A 14,068-nucleotide genomic window follows, 5' to 3' on the forward strand; every position below is an offset into this window, starting at 1 on the left:
CCGCATCCCGCCGTCGGCGCTCACCGTTCCTGAGTTGCGCATGAGCCAGGAGCGACGTGGGAGCTGGCGCCCCGCTCGCACCGCGGCGGGTCGCTCGTTGCGTCACCGGGTGCGAGCGTATTGACTGATCGTCATGAGTGAGGATGCTCCGCGGCCGGCGGGCGCGCCGGCCCCCGCGGGCGCCCGTACGGCCGCGATCGCGGCGAGCGCCGCGCACGTGCGCGACCTCGAACGGCGCGCCTTCGCGCGCCCGAGCTCGCGCGCCGGGGCGGCGGACGCCGCCGCGGCCGCCGCCGAGCTCGCGCGCCTCCGCGCCGTCGAGGACGAGCGCGCCCCCGACCGCGTCGTCGCGCCCGACCTCCTCGCCTCAGCCGACCGCGTCGGCGGGGCCGACCGCCTCGGCGGGGCCGACCGCGCTCCCGTCGTGCAGCGTCCTGCGCTCGACGGATCCGGCGACGGCCGGAATGACGCTGTCGCCGACGACATCGCCGGCCATGTCGCCGACCTCCCGCCGACCCTCGGCGAGCGCGCCGCCGCGATCGCCCGCGCAACCGGGGCCGCGCTGCACGCCCGCGCCCGCCGTCTCACCCGCCGCGACATCCGGCGACTGGGGGCCTCCGCCCTCGCGCTCGGTCTCGTCGCCGCGGCGGGCGGCACGGTCCACGCCGCGCTCACCGCTCCCCCGCCGGCCTACGCGGTCTTCGCCGAGGAGGTGCCGGAGGGCGACCGGGTCAGCCTGATCTCGGGCGACAGCATCGCCTGGGAGAGCGAGCTCGAGCAGCGGGGCACGATCGTCCTGGAGGGTCCGCACCTGTTCGGCGAGCGCGACGACATGCTGCGCGTCGGGGTGTACCGCGAGTGGCTCGACGCCGATCGCACCGAGGTGTGCGCGGGTCTCGTTGTCGACAACGCCTGGAGCTTCCGGACGACGTGCACGAGCGAGGCCGAGTTCCGCCGCTCGGGCCTGGTCTCGACCTTCGACCAGGAGGGGGTGCGAATCGAGTACGGGTGGATGCCCGACGGCGAGGTGCTGCTCGAGACCGAGCAGACGGGGGTCCAGACTCTCGAGGAGCTCCGGGCGCTCGATCTTCCGGCGGTCGCCGCGATCGAGTCGGCGGGGCTCGACCTCGGTATCGCCCGCGAGGTCCTCCCCTGGGCCCCCGACGTGCTCGCGGGCCCGCTCGAGCTCGGCGAGTTCGACCGCTGGCGGTTCTTCGCCCTGATCGTGGAGATCGAAGCCGCCCCCTGGGAGTCGGCCCCTCGCCCGCAGCTCTGCCTCGCCGCGCGCGACGACCGCACCCGGGCTGACGGCAACGGCATCGTCGTCGGCTGCGCGCCCGCCGAGCGCTTCCAGGAGGACGGTCTCTCGGTGCAGACCGATGACGGGGTCGTCGCGCAGTGGGACGCGCAGAACGTGTTCGACGCGGAGCTGCCGTGATCGACGAGGAGCGCCGCCGGCTCTACGGCCGACCGGAGCCCGGCGCCGAACCGCCGGCGATGACACCGCCACGGCCCGCTCCCGAGCAGGAGCCCGCGGGGGGAGGTGACACCGAGCCCTCGCCCGCGGCGCCCGTCCTCGAGGCGCCGGCCCCCGCATCCCGTCGCCGCCGGGTCATCGCCGCGAGCGTCGTCGGCGGCATCGCGGCAGCGTCGATCATCGGCGTCGCGTCGGTCGTGCTCGGCCCCGCCGCGGCCCCCTCCCTGGCCGTGTTCGACCGGGAGCCCACCGAGCAGGAGCGCGGGGTCGAGGAGCGCCTCTCGACGCAGGGCTCGCTCTTCATCCCCGGCGCGGCGGTGCAGGCGCGGCTGGTCCTCGAGCTCCCCGACACCGCGCAGACGACGGCGCGCGAGATCTGGGCGCTGCGAAGCGACCTGAGCGATCAGTTGGAGAACCCGTACGCCGTAGTGTGCCTCGCGACCGGCCCGATCGAGCAGAGCTGGAGCACCATCGGCTGCATGGACGAGAAGGACGTCGCGCGGCGGGGCTTCATCCCGATCGACCAGCCGCGACCGACGCTGCTCGTCGACGGCGAGCAGCGCGCCGTCGAGTGGGGTCCGACGGGGGATGCCCGGCTCATCGACGTGCCCACGCCCCCGCGCGACGACGAGGGGTCATGAGCGACTCGACCGACGTCGAGCGCCTGCGCGAGCTGCAGCGTCGCGCGTTCTCCCGCCCCCGCACGGATGAGGAGGCGGCCGACGCGGAGCGGGCCGCGGCCGAGCTCGCCGCGCTGATGCCGGCGCGCGAGCCTGCCGCGACGACGCGATCGCTCGAGACCGTCCGAGCGCCCGCAACGAACGCCTTGCCCGAGAGGGACGCAGCGGAGCGGGACGACCCCTTCGACGACGACCCCTCCCCCGCGGAGCGCGCGTGGCGGGCGACCGTCGCGCGGATGCGCGGCGCGACCCGCGCCGAGCGGCGCGGTGCCGCGATCGCCGCGGTCGCGCTGCTCGCCGCCACGGGCATCCTCGCCGGGGTGCACGTCGCGCTCACTTCCCCGCCGCCCGCGTACGCCGTCTTCGCCGACGGCGCGCGTGCCGACGGCGCCGACGGCAGCTCGGCGGGCGGCGCGAGCTCCGAGCGCGATGAGGAGAGCGCCGCACGCGACCTCGAGAGCGCGGCCGTCGAGCTCGCGGCCGGCCCGCGCGCGCTCGGCGAGCCGCGCAGCGACCCGCGGCTCGTGGTCTACCGTCAGCGGGTCTCCGATTCGATCACCGAGCCCTGCATGGCGCTGCTCATCGATCGGGGGTTCCTGACCGGGCACACGTGCACGACCGAGGAGGCCTTCCGCACCGAGGGGCTCGAACAGGAGTGGACGGACGGCGGGGCCTTCACCGTCGTCTACGCCTGGCGGCCCGATGGGTCGTCGACGCTCGAGGTCGAGCAGCGGGGCGCGATCACGCTCGATGAGGTCCGCGCCCTCGACATCCCGGCGCTGGAGCAGCTCGAGGCCGGGCCGACCCCGGCCGACCAGCTGATCTGGAACTACTCCCCGGGCACGATCGCCGGGCCGCTCCTGCTCGCCGAGGTCGAGGGCACGCAGTGGGTCGGCCTGCTCACCGACGACCAGGACGGCTTCGGACGCCTCGGCGACGCCCCGCAGTTCTGCCTGTGGGTCGGCGATCGCAGCGGCAACGCCGGGGCCTGCACGAGCGTCGAGGACTTCGCGGAGAACGGCATGGAGGCGCCCGAGGTCGGGGGCGTCGCGGGCGGGGCGAGCCAGCCCTTCGCGGCGACGTGGCTCCCCTCCGGCGAGCTCGTGCTCGAGGAGCGCGCTGCCGACGAAGAGGCCTCGTCGTGAGCCGCGCGAGCCTGGTCGCCGCCGCGGTCGCGACGGGCATCCTCGCTGTCAGCGCCGCCGGCACCGCCGCCCTGACGACCCCGCCGCCGCGCTCGCTCGCGGTCTTCGAGCGACCGCCGACCGCGACCGAGCGCGAGCGCGCCGAGCAGTTCGCGACCGGCTCCGTGTTCTACCTCCAGGAGCGACCCGACGTCCGGCTCCTGCTGACGACCGAGGAGGGAGAGCGGTCGCAGGACGTGTGGGCGCTGCGACTCGACGCCGGCGATGGCGCGCCGGACTCCGAGATCTGCCTGCTCACGACGCGCCGCGGATCCGAGCAGGAGTTCTTCGCCGGCTGCATGCGCACGCTCGACGTCGCGCGCCGCGGCTTCCTGCCGCTGGACGAGCCGCCCCCGATCGTCACGGTCGACGGCGAGCAGCAGATCGTGCGGTGGGGTCCGACCGGGGATGCCCGACTCGAGCCGCGCCGCACAGCCGAGCCCGCGGGGTAGGCGCCGCGCGGGATCCGCCGCGCACGGACAGTTCCGCAGCAGCCGCTGCGCTGCCGCCGCTACCGGGCCCGCGGGTGCGCCGTCGCCCACGCCTCGCGCATCGCGTCGGCCGTGACGAGCGTGTAGATCTGGGTCGTCGCGACGCTCGCGTGGCCGAGGAGCTCCTGCACGACGCGCACGTCGGCACCGCCCTCGATGAGGTGCGTCGCGAACGAGTGCCGCAGCGTGTGCGGCGAGAGCTCGACGTCGAGGTGCGCGCGCTGCGCCGCCGCGCGGATCACCAGCCACGCCGACTGCCGACTGAGCCGCGCCCCGCGCGCGCCGAGGAAGAGCGCCGGAGTCGCCGCCCCGCGCGGAGCCGCGAGCGGTCGCGCCCGCACGAGGTAGGCGTCCAAGGCCTCCTGCGCGTAGCGGCCGAGCGGAACGATGCGCTGCTTGCGGCCCTTGCCGAAGAGCCGCACGGCCGTGCCGACGCGCGCGTCGTCGCCGATCACGTCGTCGACGTTGAGGTCGATCGCCTCGCTCACGCGCGCGCCCGTCGCGTACAGCAGCTCGAGCAGGGCGCGGTCGCGCAGCATGAGCGGGTCGTCCCCCGCGCACGCCTCCAGCAGCGCCTCGACCTCGGCGATCGAGATCGCCTTCGGCAGGCGCTTGGGCTGTCGGGGCGGCTTCTGATCGCGCGCGACGTCGGCGGTGAGGATGCCCTCCTCGACGAGGAACCGGTGCCAGCCGCGCACGCTCGACAGCATGCGCGCGGCGCTCGACGCGCTCACGGCCGCCGGAGCCGCACCGCTCTCGTCGAGGGGCACGCTCGGGTCGCGCAGCTCGGTCACGAACGCCGCGACGTCCGCGCTCGTGATCTCGACGGGCTCCTGCCGTCCGAGCCCGCCGACGAAGGCGGCGTAGCGGAGCAGGTCGCGGCGGTACGCCGCCACAGTGTGCGGGCTTCGTCCGCGCTCGAGGGCGACGTGCCTCACGTACGTCTCGATCGCGCGCACGAGAGCGGGAGGGGCATCCCCCGCGATCGTCGCGCGCGCGGTCATGGCCGGCTGCGCCGGGCGTGCGCGGCGAGCACCGCCGCGATGAGGATTCCGTTGCGAACGCGGCCCGCGAGCACGGCGTCGACGGCCTCGTCGAGCGACACCCAGCGCAGGGTCATGTCGACCTCCTCCGCCTCGCGGGCGAAGGCCTCCTCGGTGGGCGAGAGACCCGTCGCGAGGTAGATCGTGATGACCTCGTCCGAGCCGCCCGGGCTCGTGTGGAGGGTCAGCAGCGGCTCCCAGTGCTCGGCGACGAGGTCGACCTCCTCGGCGAGCTCGCGCTGCGCGGCCGCGAGAGGATCCTCCCCCTCGATGTCGAGGAGCCCCGCGGGCATCTCCCAGTCGCGCGACTGGATCGGGTGGCGGTACTGCTGGATCAGCAGGATGCGCTCCGCCTCGTCCATGACGAGCACCGCGACGGCGCCGGGGTGCTCCAGGAACTCGCGGACGAGCGTGACGTCGCCGTACGCGAAGCGCTCGCGCCGGATGTCCCACACCTTCCCATCGAACACGACCTCGGAGTCGAGCACCTCGACCGAGTGGGCCGCGTCGGCGAGCAGGTCGTCGCTCGCGTCGCCGGCCGCCGCGCCGCCCGCGCTCATGCTGGCACTCGCACTCGCACTCGCACTCGCACTCGCACTCGCGCTCACGCCTCGGCCGACGCCTCGTCGTCGAACAGCCGGCTCGCGAGCTGGCGCTCGATCGCGGCGCCGACGAGCCCGGCGAACAGGGGGTGCGCGTTATTGGGGCGCGACCGCAGCTCGGGGTGCGCCTGCGTCGCGACGTAGTACGGGTGCTGCTCTCGCGGAAGCTCGACGTACTCGACGAGCGTGCCGTCGGGGCTCGTGCCCGAGAAGTTCAGGCCCGCGGCGGCGATCTGCTCGCGGTAGGCGTTGTTGACCTCGTAGCGGTGGCGGTGGCGCTCGTGCGAGACCTCAGAGCCGTACACCTCGGCCACGATCGACCCGGGCGCGAGCTTCGCCTCGTACAGGCCCAGACGCATCGTGCCGCCGAGGTCGCCGCCGGCGAGATGAGCAACCTGCTCGGCCATCGTCGCGATGACGGGGAACTCGGTCTCGGGGTCGAACTCGGTCGAGGATGCGCCCGGCAGGTCCGCCTCGTTGCGCGCGTACTCGATGACCATGCACTGCAGTCCCAGGCACAGGCCGAGCGTCGGGATCTTGTTCTCGCGGGCGAACTTCAGCGCCCCGAGCTTGCCCTCGATGCCGCGGACGCCGAAGCCGCCCGGCACGCAGATGCCATCGAGGTCGCCGAGCATCTTCGCCGCGCCCTCGGGGGTCTCGCACTCGTCGCTGGGGATCCACCGGATGACGACCTTCGCCTGGTGCGCGAAGCCGCCGGCCCGCAGCGCCTCGGTGACGCTCAGATAGGCGTCGGGCAGGTCGATGTACTTGCCGACGAGGCCGATCGTGACCTCGCGCTTGGGCTCGTGGACGGCCGTGAGCAGCTCGCGCCAGCCGTCCCACACGACCTCGCCGGCCTCGAGATCGAGCTGGTCGATGATGTAGGCGTCGAGACCCTGGCTGTGCAGCATCGACGGGATGTCGTAGATCGACGGCACGTCGACCGCGTTCACGACACCGGCCTCCTCGACGTCGCACATGAGCGCGATCTTGCGGCGGTTGGCGCTCGTGACGGGGCGGTCCGATCGCAGGACCAGGGCATCCGGCTGGATGCCGATGGAGCGCAGGGCCGCGACCGAGTGCTGCGTCGGCTTGGTCTTCTGCTCGCCCGAGGCTCCCATGAACGGCACGAGGCTCACGTGCACGAAGAACACGTTCCTGCGGCCGAGCTCGTGGCGCACCTGGCGGGCCGACTCGATGAACGGCTGCGACTCGATGTCGCCGACCGTGCCGCCGATCTCGGTGATGATGACGTCGGGCTGCGGGTCGTCCTGCGCCTGCAGCCGCATGCGGCGCTTGATCTCGTCGGTGATGTGCGGAATCACCTGCACGGTGTCGCCGAGGTACTCGCCACGGCGCTCCTTGGCGATCACCTGCGAGTAGATCTGGCCGGTCGTGACGTTCGCGGCCTGGCTGAGGTTGATGTCGAGGAAGCGCTCGTAGTGCCCGATGTCGAGGTCGGTCTCGGCGCCATCGTCGGTCACGAAGACCTCGCCGTGCTGGAACGGGTTCATCGTTCCCGGGTCGACGTTGAGGTACGGGTCGAGCTTCTGCATGACGACGCGCAGCCCGCGCGCAGTGAGCAGATTGCCCAGACTCGCGGCGGTGAGGCCCTTGCCCAGAGAGGAGACGACACCCCCGGTCACGAAGATGTGCTTGGTGATCCGCGCGGTTCGGTCGGATGAAGGGCCCTGGTCGGAAGTGTTCGCCACGGGGTTCCATGCTATCCGAATCGTGACCTGCCGCACCTCGACGCGCGCACGCCGTGAGCGTACGGTCGGTCGCACCGATGGCTGCAGACCCTCCGGCAACAGCGCCCTAGGCCCGCGCGCGCTCCTGCGCGACGTCGATGAGCTCGCGCGCGTGGGCGAGGCCGCTCTCGCTGTCGGGCAGGCCGCTCAGCAGGCGCGCCATCTCGGCGATGCGCTCCTCCCCGTCGAGCTGCTGCACGCTCGAGGCGGTCACCTCGCCGTCGTCGCCCTTGATGACCCGCAGGTGGTTGGTCGCGAACGCGGCGACCTGGGCGAGGTGGGTGACGACGATGACCTGCGCGGTCTCGGCGAGGCGCGCGAGCCGCCGACCGATCTCGATCGCGCTCGCGCCGCCGACGCCCGCGTCGACCTCGTCGAAGATGAACGTCGGCACGGGGTCGGAGCCGGCGATGACGACCTCGAGGGCGAGCATGACGCGCGACAGCTCGCCGCCGCTCGCGCCCTTCGCGATCGGCCGGGGCTCGGCGCCCGCGTGGGGCTGCAGCAGGATGGCGACGTCGTCGCGGCCGTGCGCGGCGAAGTCGTCACGCGTGGCGACCTCGACCGTGAGGCGCGCGTTGGGCATCGCGAGGGCGGCGAGCTCGGCGGTGACGGCCTCGCCGAGTCGCTCGGCCGCCGCCGTCCGCAGCGCGGTCAGGCGCTCGGCGAGAGCGGTGAGCGCTGCGAGGTCGGCGTCGACGCTCGCCCGCAGCTGCTCGACCCGCAGGTCGTCCTGGTCGAGCTCGAGCAGCCGCGCCGAGCCCTGCTCGAGGGTATCGATCACGTCGTCGAGGCTCGAACCGTGCTTGCGCACGAGCGCGGAGAGCGCGGCTCGGCGCTCCTGCACGGTCTCCAGCTCGCGGCCGCCGTCGGTGTCGAGCGAGGCGAGGTAGCCGGAGAGCTGCACGGCGGCCTCGCCGAGCACGTAGCCGGCGTTCGCGATGGCCTCGACGATGGGCTCGAGCTGCGCGTCGTGCCCGGCCACCCGGTCGACGGCGCGGCGCGCGGCCTCGACGAGGCTCACGGCATCGCGCCCGTCGTCGAGCGACTCGCTCGAGAGCAGGTCGTGCGCCTGCGCCGCGGCAAGACGGAGATCTTCGACGTTCGCGAGCCGATCGGCGCGCACGGCGAGCTCGTCGTCCTCGCCGCGCTGCGGCGCTGCGGCCTCGATCTCGTCGAGGGCGAGCCGCAGCTCCTCCGCCTCCCGCACGCGCGCGTCGCGGTGGGCGATGAGCGTGTCGAGGTCGGCACGCGCCTCCATCCAGCGCTCGTGGACCTCGCGGTAGTCCCCGAGCACCGTCTGCAGCTCGGCGCCGGCGAAGCGGTCGAGGGTGTCGCGCTGCGCGGCGGTCGAGCGCAGGCGCAGCTGGTCGCTCTGGCCGTGGACGACGACGAGCTGCTCGCCGATCTCGGTGAGCACACCGACGGGGGCGGAGCGACCCCCGACGACCGCGCGGCTGCGGCCCTCGGTCGAGAGCGAGCGGCTCAGGATCAGTTCGTCGCCGTCGATGTCGCCCCCGGCATCCCGCACCCGCTCGGCGACGGCCCCCTCGGGGTCGACGCGCCAGCGGCCCTCGACGAGCGCCTGGTCGCTGCCGAGGCGCACGGCGCCGGAGTCGGCGCGCGATCCGAGCAGGAGCCCGAGCGCGGTGACGACCATCGTCTTGCCAGCGCCGGTCTCGCCCGTGAGCGCCGTGAAGCCGGGCCCGAGCGGCAGCGTGGCCTCGCCGATGACGCCGAGGCTGCGGATGCTGATCTCGTCGATCACGCCGCGGCGCCTCCCTCCGGGCCGTCGACCGGACCGCGCCACCCCGTCACGGGCAGCGCGAACTTGTTGACGAGCCGGTCGGTGAACGGCCCCTGGTGGAGTCGCGCGAGCCGCACGGGCGTGGACGAGCGGCGGGCGACGACGCGTGCGCCGATCGGCAGATCGAACGCGCGACGCCCGTCGCACCAGAGGATGCCGAGGCCGGGAGTGCGGTCGAGCAGCTCGACCGCGAGCGACGAGTTCGGGCCGACCACGAGCGGGCGGGCGAACAGCGCGTGCGCGCTGAGCGGCACGAGCAGCAGCGCGTCGAGGCTCGGCCACACGATCGGGCCGCCGGCCGAGAACGCGTAGGCGGTCGAGCCGGTCGGCGTGGCCATGACGACGCCGTCGCAGCCGAAGCTCGACAGGGGGCGCCCGTCGACCTCGATGACGACGTCGAGCATGCGCTCGCGGCTCGCCTTCTCGACGGTCGCCTCGTTGAGCGCCCACGTCTCGTGGATGATCTCGTTGTCGAGCTTGACCCGCACGGAGAGCGTCATGCGCTCCTCGACGAGGTAGTCGCGGTCGAGGGCGCGACCGACCGCGGCACCCAGGTCGTCGCGCTCGCTCTCGGCGAGGAAGCCGACGTGGCCGAGGTTGATGCCGAGCAGCGGCGCGCTGCCCCCGCGGACGAGCTCCGCCGCGCGCAGGATGGTGCCGTCGCCGCCGAGCACGATCGCGAGCTCGATGTCGCCGACGCCGATCTGACCGGCGGCGGTATCGGCGCCGAGCACGTGCAGCTCGCCGTCGCTCATCGCGCCCTGGAGGTCATCGACCGCCTCGGCGTCGACGACGGGCACGAGCCCCGCGTCGCGCAGGAGCCCGCACACCGTGACGGCCGCGTCGAGCGTCTCGCGCCGCCCCGTATGGGCGACGACGAGGATGTGGCGAGCGGTCACGGGGAGCCTTCCTTACGGGGCGAGTGCCGCTCGCGCGATCGCGGCGACGCGGCTCCTCCATTCTGTCGGATGCTCCCCCGCGCCCGGCCGGAAGACCGCCAGATACTCGGAATTGCCGTTCGTCCCCACGATGGGCGAGGAGCGGACGTCGCTCGCGAGCAGCCCGAGGTCGAACGCCGCCCACAGCACGCCCATGATCGCGTCCTCCCGCAGCGCCGCGTCGTGCACGATGCCCTCGCGAATGCCCGTCCGGCCCACCTCGAACTGCGGCTTCACGAGCAGGATGACCGGCACCCCGGTGCCGACCGTCTCGACGATCGCGGGCAGGATGTGCGCGAGCGAGATGAAGCTCAGGTCGCCCACGACGAGGTCGGGCCGCTCGGCGACACCACTGACCTCGGCGAGCCGCTCGGCCGTCAGATTACGCGCGTTCTCGCCCTCGACCGACACCACACGGGGGTCGAGCGCGATGCTCGCGGCGAGCTGTCCGTGCCCGACGTCGAGCGCGATGACCTGTTGGGCGCCGCGGTCGAGCAGCACCTGCGTGAACCCGCCCGTGCTCGCGCCGAGGTCGAGGCAGAGCATCCCCGCCGGATCGATGCCGCTCGAGTCGAGCGCGGCGACGAGCTTGTGTGCCGCGCGGCTCACGTAGTGGTCCTCGCCCTCGACCGCGACGACCGACGCTGCGGCGACCGGATGCGCGGCCTTCACGACCGCGCGCCCGTCGACCGAGACGCGGCCCGCTTCGATCGCGGCGCGGGCCGTGGCGCGGCTGCGAGCCAGCCCGCGCTCCACGAGGGCGACGTCGAGTCGGGAGATCGAGTCGTCGATCACGCCGCGGTCAGGCGCCGGGCCGGCGCACGTCGCCGTCAGTGCCCTCGAGGTGCGCCCGGAGCTCGTCCGCGAGCTGACCGAAGGACGCGGCGCGGTCGCCGAGCGGCTGGTCGTCGATGAGCGAGATGCGCGTGAGGAAGGCCTCGTCGACCTGCACCTCGTGCACGACGCCCGGGTCGTTGACCGGGGCGCCACCGCTGCTGCTGATTCCCTCGGGGTCGCTCATGCGTCGAGGCTACTCCTCAGCCTCCGGCGAGGGCGAGCAGGGCGGGGTCGACGTCGATCCCGTAGATCTGCAGCCCGCTGCCGTGGATCGCCGCGGCGCCCGCGCGCAGCAGGTCGAGGTCGTCGCGACCGCGCGAGGCGACGCGCACGACGTTCTCACGCATCATCACGACCGTCTCGCCCACCTCGATCGTGCGCACGCCGTCGACATCGGTCGTCTCGCGCACCTCCGGGTACGGCTCGAACAGCCCGCGCAGGTCGTCGAGGATGTACGTGGGCCGCATCGTCGCATTGGCCGCGAGCACCTGCTTGGCGCGGTCGATGCCCGTGAGCACGAGCGCGGTGTCCATGCCGGCGCGGTTGCCGCCGAGGATGTCGGTGTCGAGGCGGTCGCCGACGACGAGAGCGCGGGATGCCCCGAACCGCTCGGCCGCGACGTCGAAGATCGCCTTCTCCGGCTTGCCGGCGAACACGGGCAGGCGGCCGACGGCGAGGTGCACGGCCGAGACGAGCGTCCCGTTGCCGGGAGCGATGCCGCGCGCGACGGGGATCGTCCAATCGGTGTTGGTCGCGACCCACGGGATGCCCGTGTGCAGCGCGAAGCTCGCCTCCGCGAGGTGCTCCCACCCGACGTGCGGCGCGAAGCCCTGGATGACCGCGGCCGGGTCGTCCTCGGCCGATCGCGTGACCGTGAACCCGGCGCTCTCGACCTCGCTCACGAGGCCGTCGCCGCCGACGACGAGGATGCGCGACCCGGGCTCGACGAGCGTCGCGAGCACGCGGACCGCGGCCTGCGGGCTCGTCACGACGTCCGGCGCCGAGACGTGCAGGCCCAGCTCGCGCAGGTGCTCGGCGACCGACTCATCGGTGCGCGAGGCGTTGTTCGTGATGTACCCGACCCGCAGCTGCTCGGCCGCGCGGTTGATCGACTCGACCGCGTGCGGGATCGCCCCGGGCCCGGTGTACACGACGCCATCGAGGTCGAGCAGCAGAGCATCCCGGTCGGTCAGCGGCGTCGGGAGCGCCTTGCGGAACCTACCGAGCATCCGCGCCCTCCCCGGCCTCGTTCTTCCCGGCCTCGTCCTCCCCCGCCTCGGCGGCCCTCTCGGCGACGCGCTCGACGGTCGGCTCGGAGGCCGCTTCGCCGTCGAGCTCCTCGAGCTCCTCCTCGACGATCTCGATGATCTCGTCGACGTCGCCCTCGGCGTCGCCGATCGCCTGCGCGGCGACATCGGCGCGAGAGGCCCACGTGGCGGCCTCCTCGTCGCGCCCGAGCTCGGCGAGCACGACCGCGTAGGAGTCGAACAGCGCCGGGCTGTAGCTGTACGCCGTCGTCGGGTCGAGCTGCGGGATCTCCAGCTCGGTGAGCGCGAGCTCGTTCTGACCGAGGTCGAGGCGCGCGCCCGACATCGCGATCGCGAGCTCGACCCGGGTCGGCTCGCTCAGCGTCGAGCGGTCGACCGAACGGCCGAGCTCGAGGCCCTTCTCCGGCCGGCCGAGCCCGCGCTCGCAGTCGACCATGAGCGGCAGCTGCTCGTTCGATCCCGAGAGCCGGCGATAGGTGCGCAGCTCGCGCAGCGCGAGGGCGAAGTCGCCCGTCGCGTACGCCGTGATCGCGAGCGTCTCGCGCACGACCGCGACACGACCCGCGCGACGCCCGGCCGCGAGGGCGTGCTCGTGCGCGAGCGCAGGGTCCTCCTCGATGAGCGTCGCCGCCATGACGAGGTGCTGCGCGACGCGGTCGGCGTTCTCCTTGCTGAGGGTCTTCAGCTCGAAGCGCGCGCTCTTGTCGAGCTCGCGCCCCGTGATCTCCTCAGGGATGCTCGGGTCGACGTGACGAGGAGCCTCCACTTCGTCCGTTCGGCGCGTCCGCACGCCCTCCTGGCGTGCGCCGGCGCTCCGAGCCGGGCGGTCGCTCCGCTCGGGCCGCGCACCGCGCGGCGCGTCATCGCGCCGCGGACGGTCGTAGCGCGGCGCATCCCCGTCGCGCTTCCCGGGGCGGTCGCGGCTCGGGGCGCCGTCCTTCTTCCACGAGCGGTCGCCTCGAGGCGCATCGCCGTCACGGCGAGGACGATCGGCGCGGTCCGGCCGTGCCCCGCGAGGAGCATCGCCGTCACGCTTCCACGGCTGATCGCGACGCGGAGCCTCGCCATCCCGCTTCCACGGCCGGTCGCCGCTAGGCGCGCCGTCCTTCTTCCACGGGCGATCGCTGCGGGGCGCGTCGCCCTCACGGCGGGGCCGATCGGTGCGATCCGGGCGAGCGCCACGCGGAGCCTCGCCATCGCGCTTCCACGGCTGACCGCGACGCGGGGCCTCGCCGTCCCGCTTCCAGGGCTGGTCGCGACGCGGGGCCTCGCCGTCCCGCCGGGGCCGATCGGTGCGTTCCGGGCGAGCACCACGCGGAGCCTCGCCGTCCCGCTTCCACGGGCGATCCCCTCGGGGCGCGTCGCCCTCCCGACGGGGGCGTGACGCACTTGACGCCGATCGAGCTCCGCCGCCCGCGCCGCCGGAACCGGCGGCACCGCGAGAGCCTCCGCCGGTCCCGCCGCTCCGCGGCGCGCCACTGGGACCACCACGGCCGTTCCCGCTCGACGGCCGAACGTCTCGGCGGGGTCGATCGCGGTCGCGCTCGGGTCGATCGGGGCGCTCGGCCATGGTGACTCCTGTGGTGTTGTCTCGATGCGCGTCGTCGTGACGCTGCGTTAACGCAAAATGGCCACCCATTACTGGGTGGCCATTTCACAAAGAAGTCCGGCGGTGTCCTACTCTCCCACGAGGTCACCCTCGCAGTACCATCGGCGCAGAAGGTCTTAGCTTCCGGGTTCGGAATGTAACCGGGCGTTTCCCCTTCGCTATGGCCGCCGAAACACTATTGATTTATCAATCGTTTACGGACAGAACACAACAAGTGTTTCTGTGCGCGGATCCCGACCGTCAATCGAGAACCACAAAGTGGACGCAAGCGCATACTCACCCCACCGCGAGGGTGGGGGTGTTGTCAAGTCATCGGCTTATTAGTACAGGTCAGCTGCAAGGGTCTTTAGTCCCCTCTTCCACATCCTGCCTATCAACCCA

The 14,068-nt window shown here is 73.3% G+C and carries 13 protein-coding genes and 1 rRNA gene; 4 read left to right on the forward strand and 10 right to left on the reverse strand.

The genetic code is table 11. From position 1 onward, the window contains the following. Positions 1 to 133 precede the first annotated feature (133 nt). The 4 genes from ASC54_RS12425 to ASC54_RS12440 are packed head-to-tail and all read left to right on the forward strand — an operon-like array spanning position 134 to position 3,793. The gene (locus ASC54_RS12425) at positions 134 to 1,438 is read left to right on the forward strand and encodes a hypothetical protein (protein WP_055899325.1); all 1,305 of its coding nucleotides are present in this window, start codon (positions 134 to 136) and stop codon (positions 1,436 to 1,438) included. Further along, the gene (locus tag ASC54_RS12430; protein ID WP_055899327.1) at positions 1,435 to 2,118 is read left to right on the forward strand and encodes a hypothetical protein; all 684 of its coding nucleotides are present in this window, start codon (positions 1,435 to 1,437) and stop codon (positions 2,116 to 2,118) included. The genes ASC54_RS12425 and ASC54_RS12430 overlap by 4 nt, the downstream gene beginning before the upstream one ends. Then, positions 2,115 to 3,302 carry a hypothetical protein gene (locus ASC54_RS12435; RefSeq protein ID WP_055899329.1) on the forward strand — a complete coding sequence of 396 codons (1,188 nt, stop codon included), beginning with the start codon at positions 2,115 to 2,117 and terminating at the stop codon, positions 3,300 to 3,302. Before ASC54_RS12430 ends, ASC54_RS12435 begins: the two co-directional genes overlap by 4 nt. After that, complete coding sequence (locus tag ASC54_RS12440; protein ID WP_055899331.1) at positions 3,299 to 3,793, forward strand: hypothetical protein; 495 nt, start codon at positions 3,299 to 3,301, stop codon at positions 3,791 to 3,793. Before ASC54_RS12435 ends, ASC54_RS12440 begins: the two co-directional genes overlap by 4 nt. A 59-nt stretch (positions 3,794 to 3,852) precedes the next feature. Here the strand turns inward: ASC54_RS12440 and ASC54_RS12445 are convergent, their stop codons facing one another. The 10 genes from ASC54_RS12445 to rrf all read right to left on the reverse strand — a co-directional run bounded on the left by ASC54_RS12445 (position 3,853) and on the right by rrf (position 13,859). Continuing rightward, entirely contained in the window at positions 3,853 to 4,836 is a 984-nt protein-coding gene (locus ASC54_RS12445; protein ID WP_055861881.1) for a site-specific tyrosine recombinase XerD, read from the reverse strand. Continuing rightward, the gene (locus ASC54_RS12450) at positions 4,833 to 5,435 is read right to left on the reverse strand and encodes an NUDIX hydrolase (RefSeq protein ID WP_082515091.1); all 603 of its coding nucleotides are present in this window, start codon (positions 5,433 to 5,435) and stop codon (positions 4,833 to 4,835) included. Before ASC54_RS12450 ends, ASC54_RS12445 begins: the two co-directional genes overlap by 4 nt. Before the next feature lie 44 nt (positions 5,436 to 5,479). Next, positions 5,480 to 7,189 (reverse strand): CTP synthase, encoded by a 1,710-nt coding sequence (locus tag ASC54_RS12455; RefSeq protein WP_082515092.1) that lies wholly within the window; start codon positions 7,187 to 7,189, stop codon positions 5,480 to 5,482. 106 nt (positions 7,190 to 7,295) lie between these two features. After that, positions 7,296 to 8,996 carry a DNA repair protein RecN gene (recN, locus tag ASC54_RS12460; RefSeq protein WP_055899333.1) on the reverse strand — a complete coding sequence of 567 codons (1,701 nt, stop codon included), beginning with the start codon at positions 8,994 to 8,996 and terminating at the stop codon, positions 7,296 to 7,298. Next, positions 8,993 to 9,934, reverse strand: a complete 942-nt coding sequence (locus tag ASC54_RS12465) for an NAD kinase (protein ID WP_055899335.1) — start codon at positions 9,932 to 9,934, stop codon at positions 8,993 to 8,995. Before ASC54_RS12465 ends, recN begins: the two co-directional genes overlap by 4 nt. Before the next feature lie 12 nt (positions 9,935 to 9,946). Beyond that, positions 9,947 to 10,768, reverse strand: coding sequence for a TlyA family RNA methyltransferase (locus ASC54_RS12470; protein ID WP_235451473.1), 822 nt, complete (start codon positions 10,766 to 10,768; stop codon positions 9,947 to 9,949). 7 nt (positions 10,769 to 10,775) lie between these two features. Beyond that, positions 10,776 to 10,994 (reverse strand): hypothetical protein, encoded by a 219-nt coding sequence (locus tag ASC54_RS12475; RefSeq protein ID WP_055899337.1) that lies wholly within the window; start codon positions 10,992 to 10,994, stop codon positions 10,776 to 10,778. Positions 10,995 to 11,010: 16 nt separating this feature from the next. After that, entirely contained in the window at positions 11,011 to 12,039 is a 1,029-nt protein-coding gene (locus tag ASC54_RS12480; protein ID WP_055899339.1) for an HAD-IIA family hydrolase, read from the reverse strand. Then, positions 12,029 to 12,868 (reverse strand): hypothetical protein, encoded by an 840-nt coding sequence (locus ASC54_RS13210; protein ID WP_235451474.1) that lies wholly within the window; start codon positions 12,866 to 12,868, stop codon positions 12,029 to 12,031. Before ASC54_RS13210 ends, ASC54_RS12480 begins: the two co-directional genes overlap by 11 nt. Before the next feature lie 874 nt (positions 12,869 to 13,742). Then, a 5S ribosomal RNA gene (gene rrf / locus ASC54_RS12495) occupies positions 13,743 to 13,859 on the reverse strand. Positions 13,860 to 14,068 lie beyond the last annotated feature (209 nt).

This window comes from Yonghaparkia sp. Root332 (assembly GCF_001425665.1).
In the GTDB taxonomy this organism is placed as follows: domain Bacteria; phylum Actinomycetota; class Actinomycetes; order Actinomycetales; family Microbacteriaceae; genus Microcella.

Excerpts from the sequence above, each read along its gene's own strand:
- ASC54_RS12445 (WP_055861881.1), bottom strand. The coding sequence starts at position 4,836 with ATGACCGCGCGCGCGACGATCGCGGGGGATGCCCCTCCCGCTCTCGTG.
- ASC54_RS12480 (WP_055899339.1), bottom strand. The coding sequence starts at position 12,039 with ATGCTCGGTAGGTTCCGCAAGGCGCTCCCGACGCCGCTGACCGACCGG.
- ASC54_RS12425 (WP_055899325.1), top strand. The coding sequence starts at position 134 with ATGAGTGAGGATGCTCCGCGGCCGGCGGGCGCGCCGGCCCCCGCGGGC.
- ASC54_RS12475 (WP_055899337.1), bottom strand. The coding sequence starts at position 10,994 with ATGAGCGACCCCGAGGGAATCAGCAGCAGCGGTGGCGCCCCGGTCAAC.
- ASC54_RS12450 (WP_082515091.1), bottom strand. The coding sequence starts at position 5,435 with ATGAGCGCGGGCGGCGCGGCGGCCGGCGACGCGAGCGACGACCTGCTC.
- ASC54_RS12435 (WP_055899329.1), top strand. The coding sequence starts at position 2,115 with ATGAGCGACTCGACCGACGTCGAGCGCCTGCGCGAGCTGCAGCGTCGC.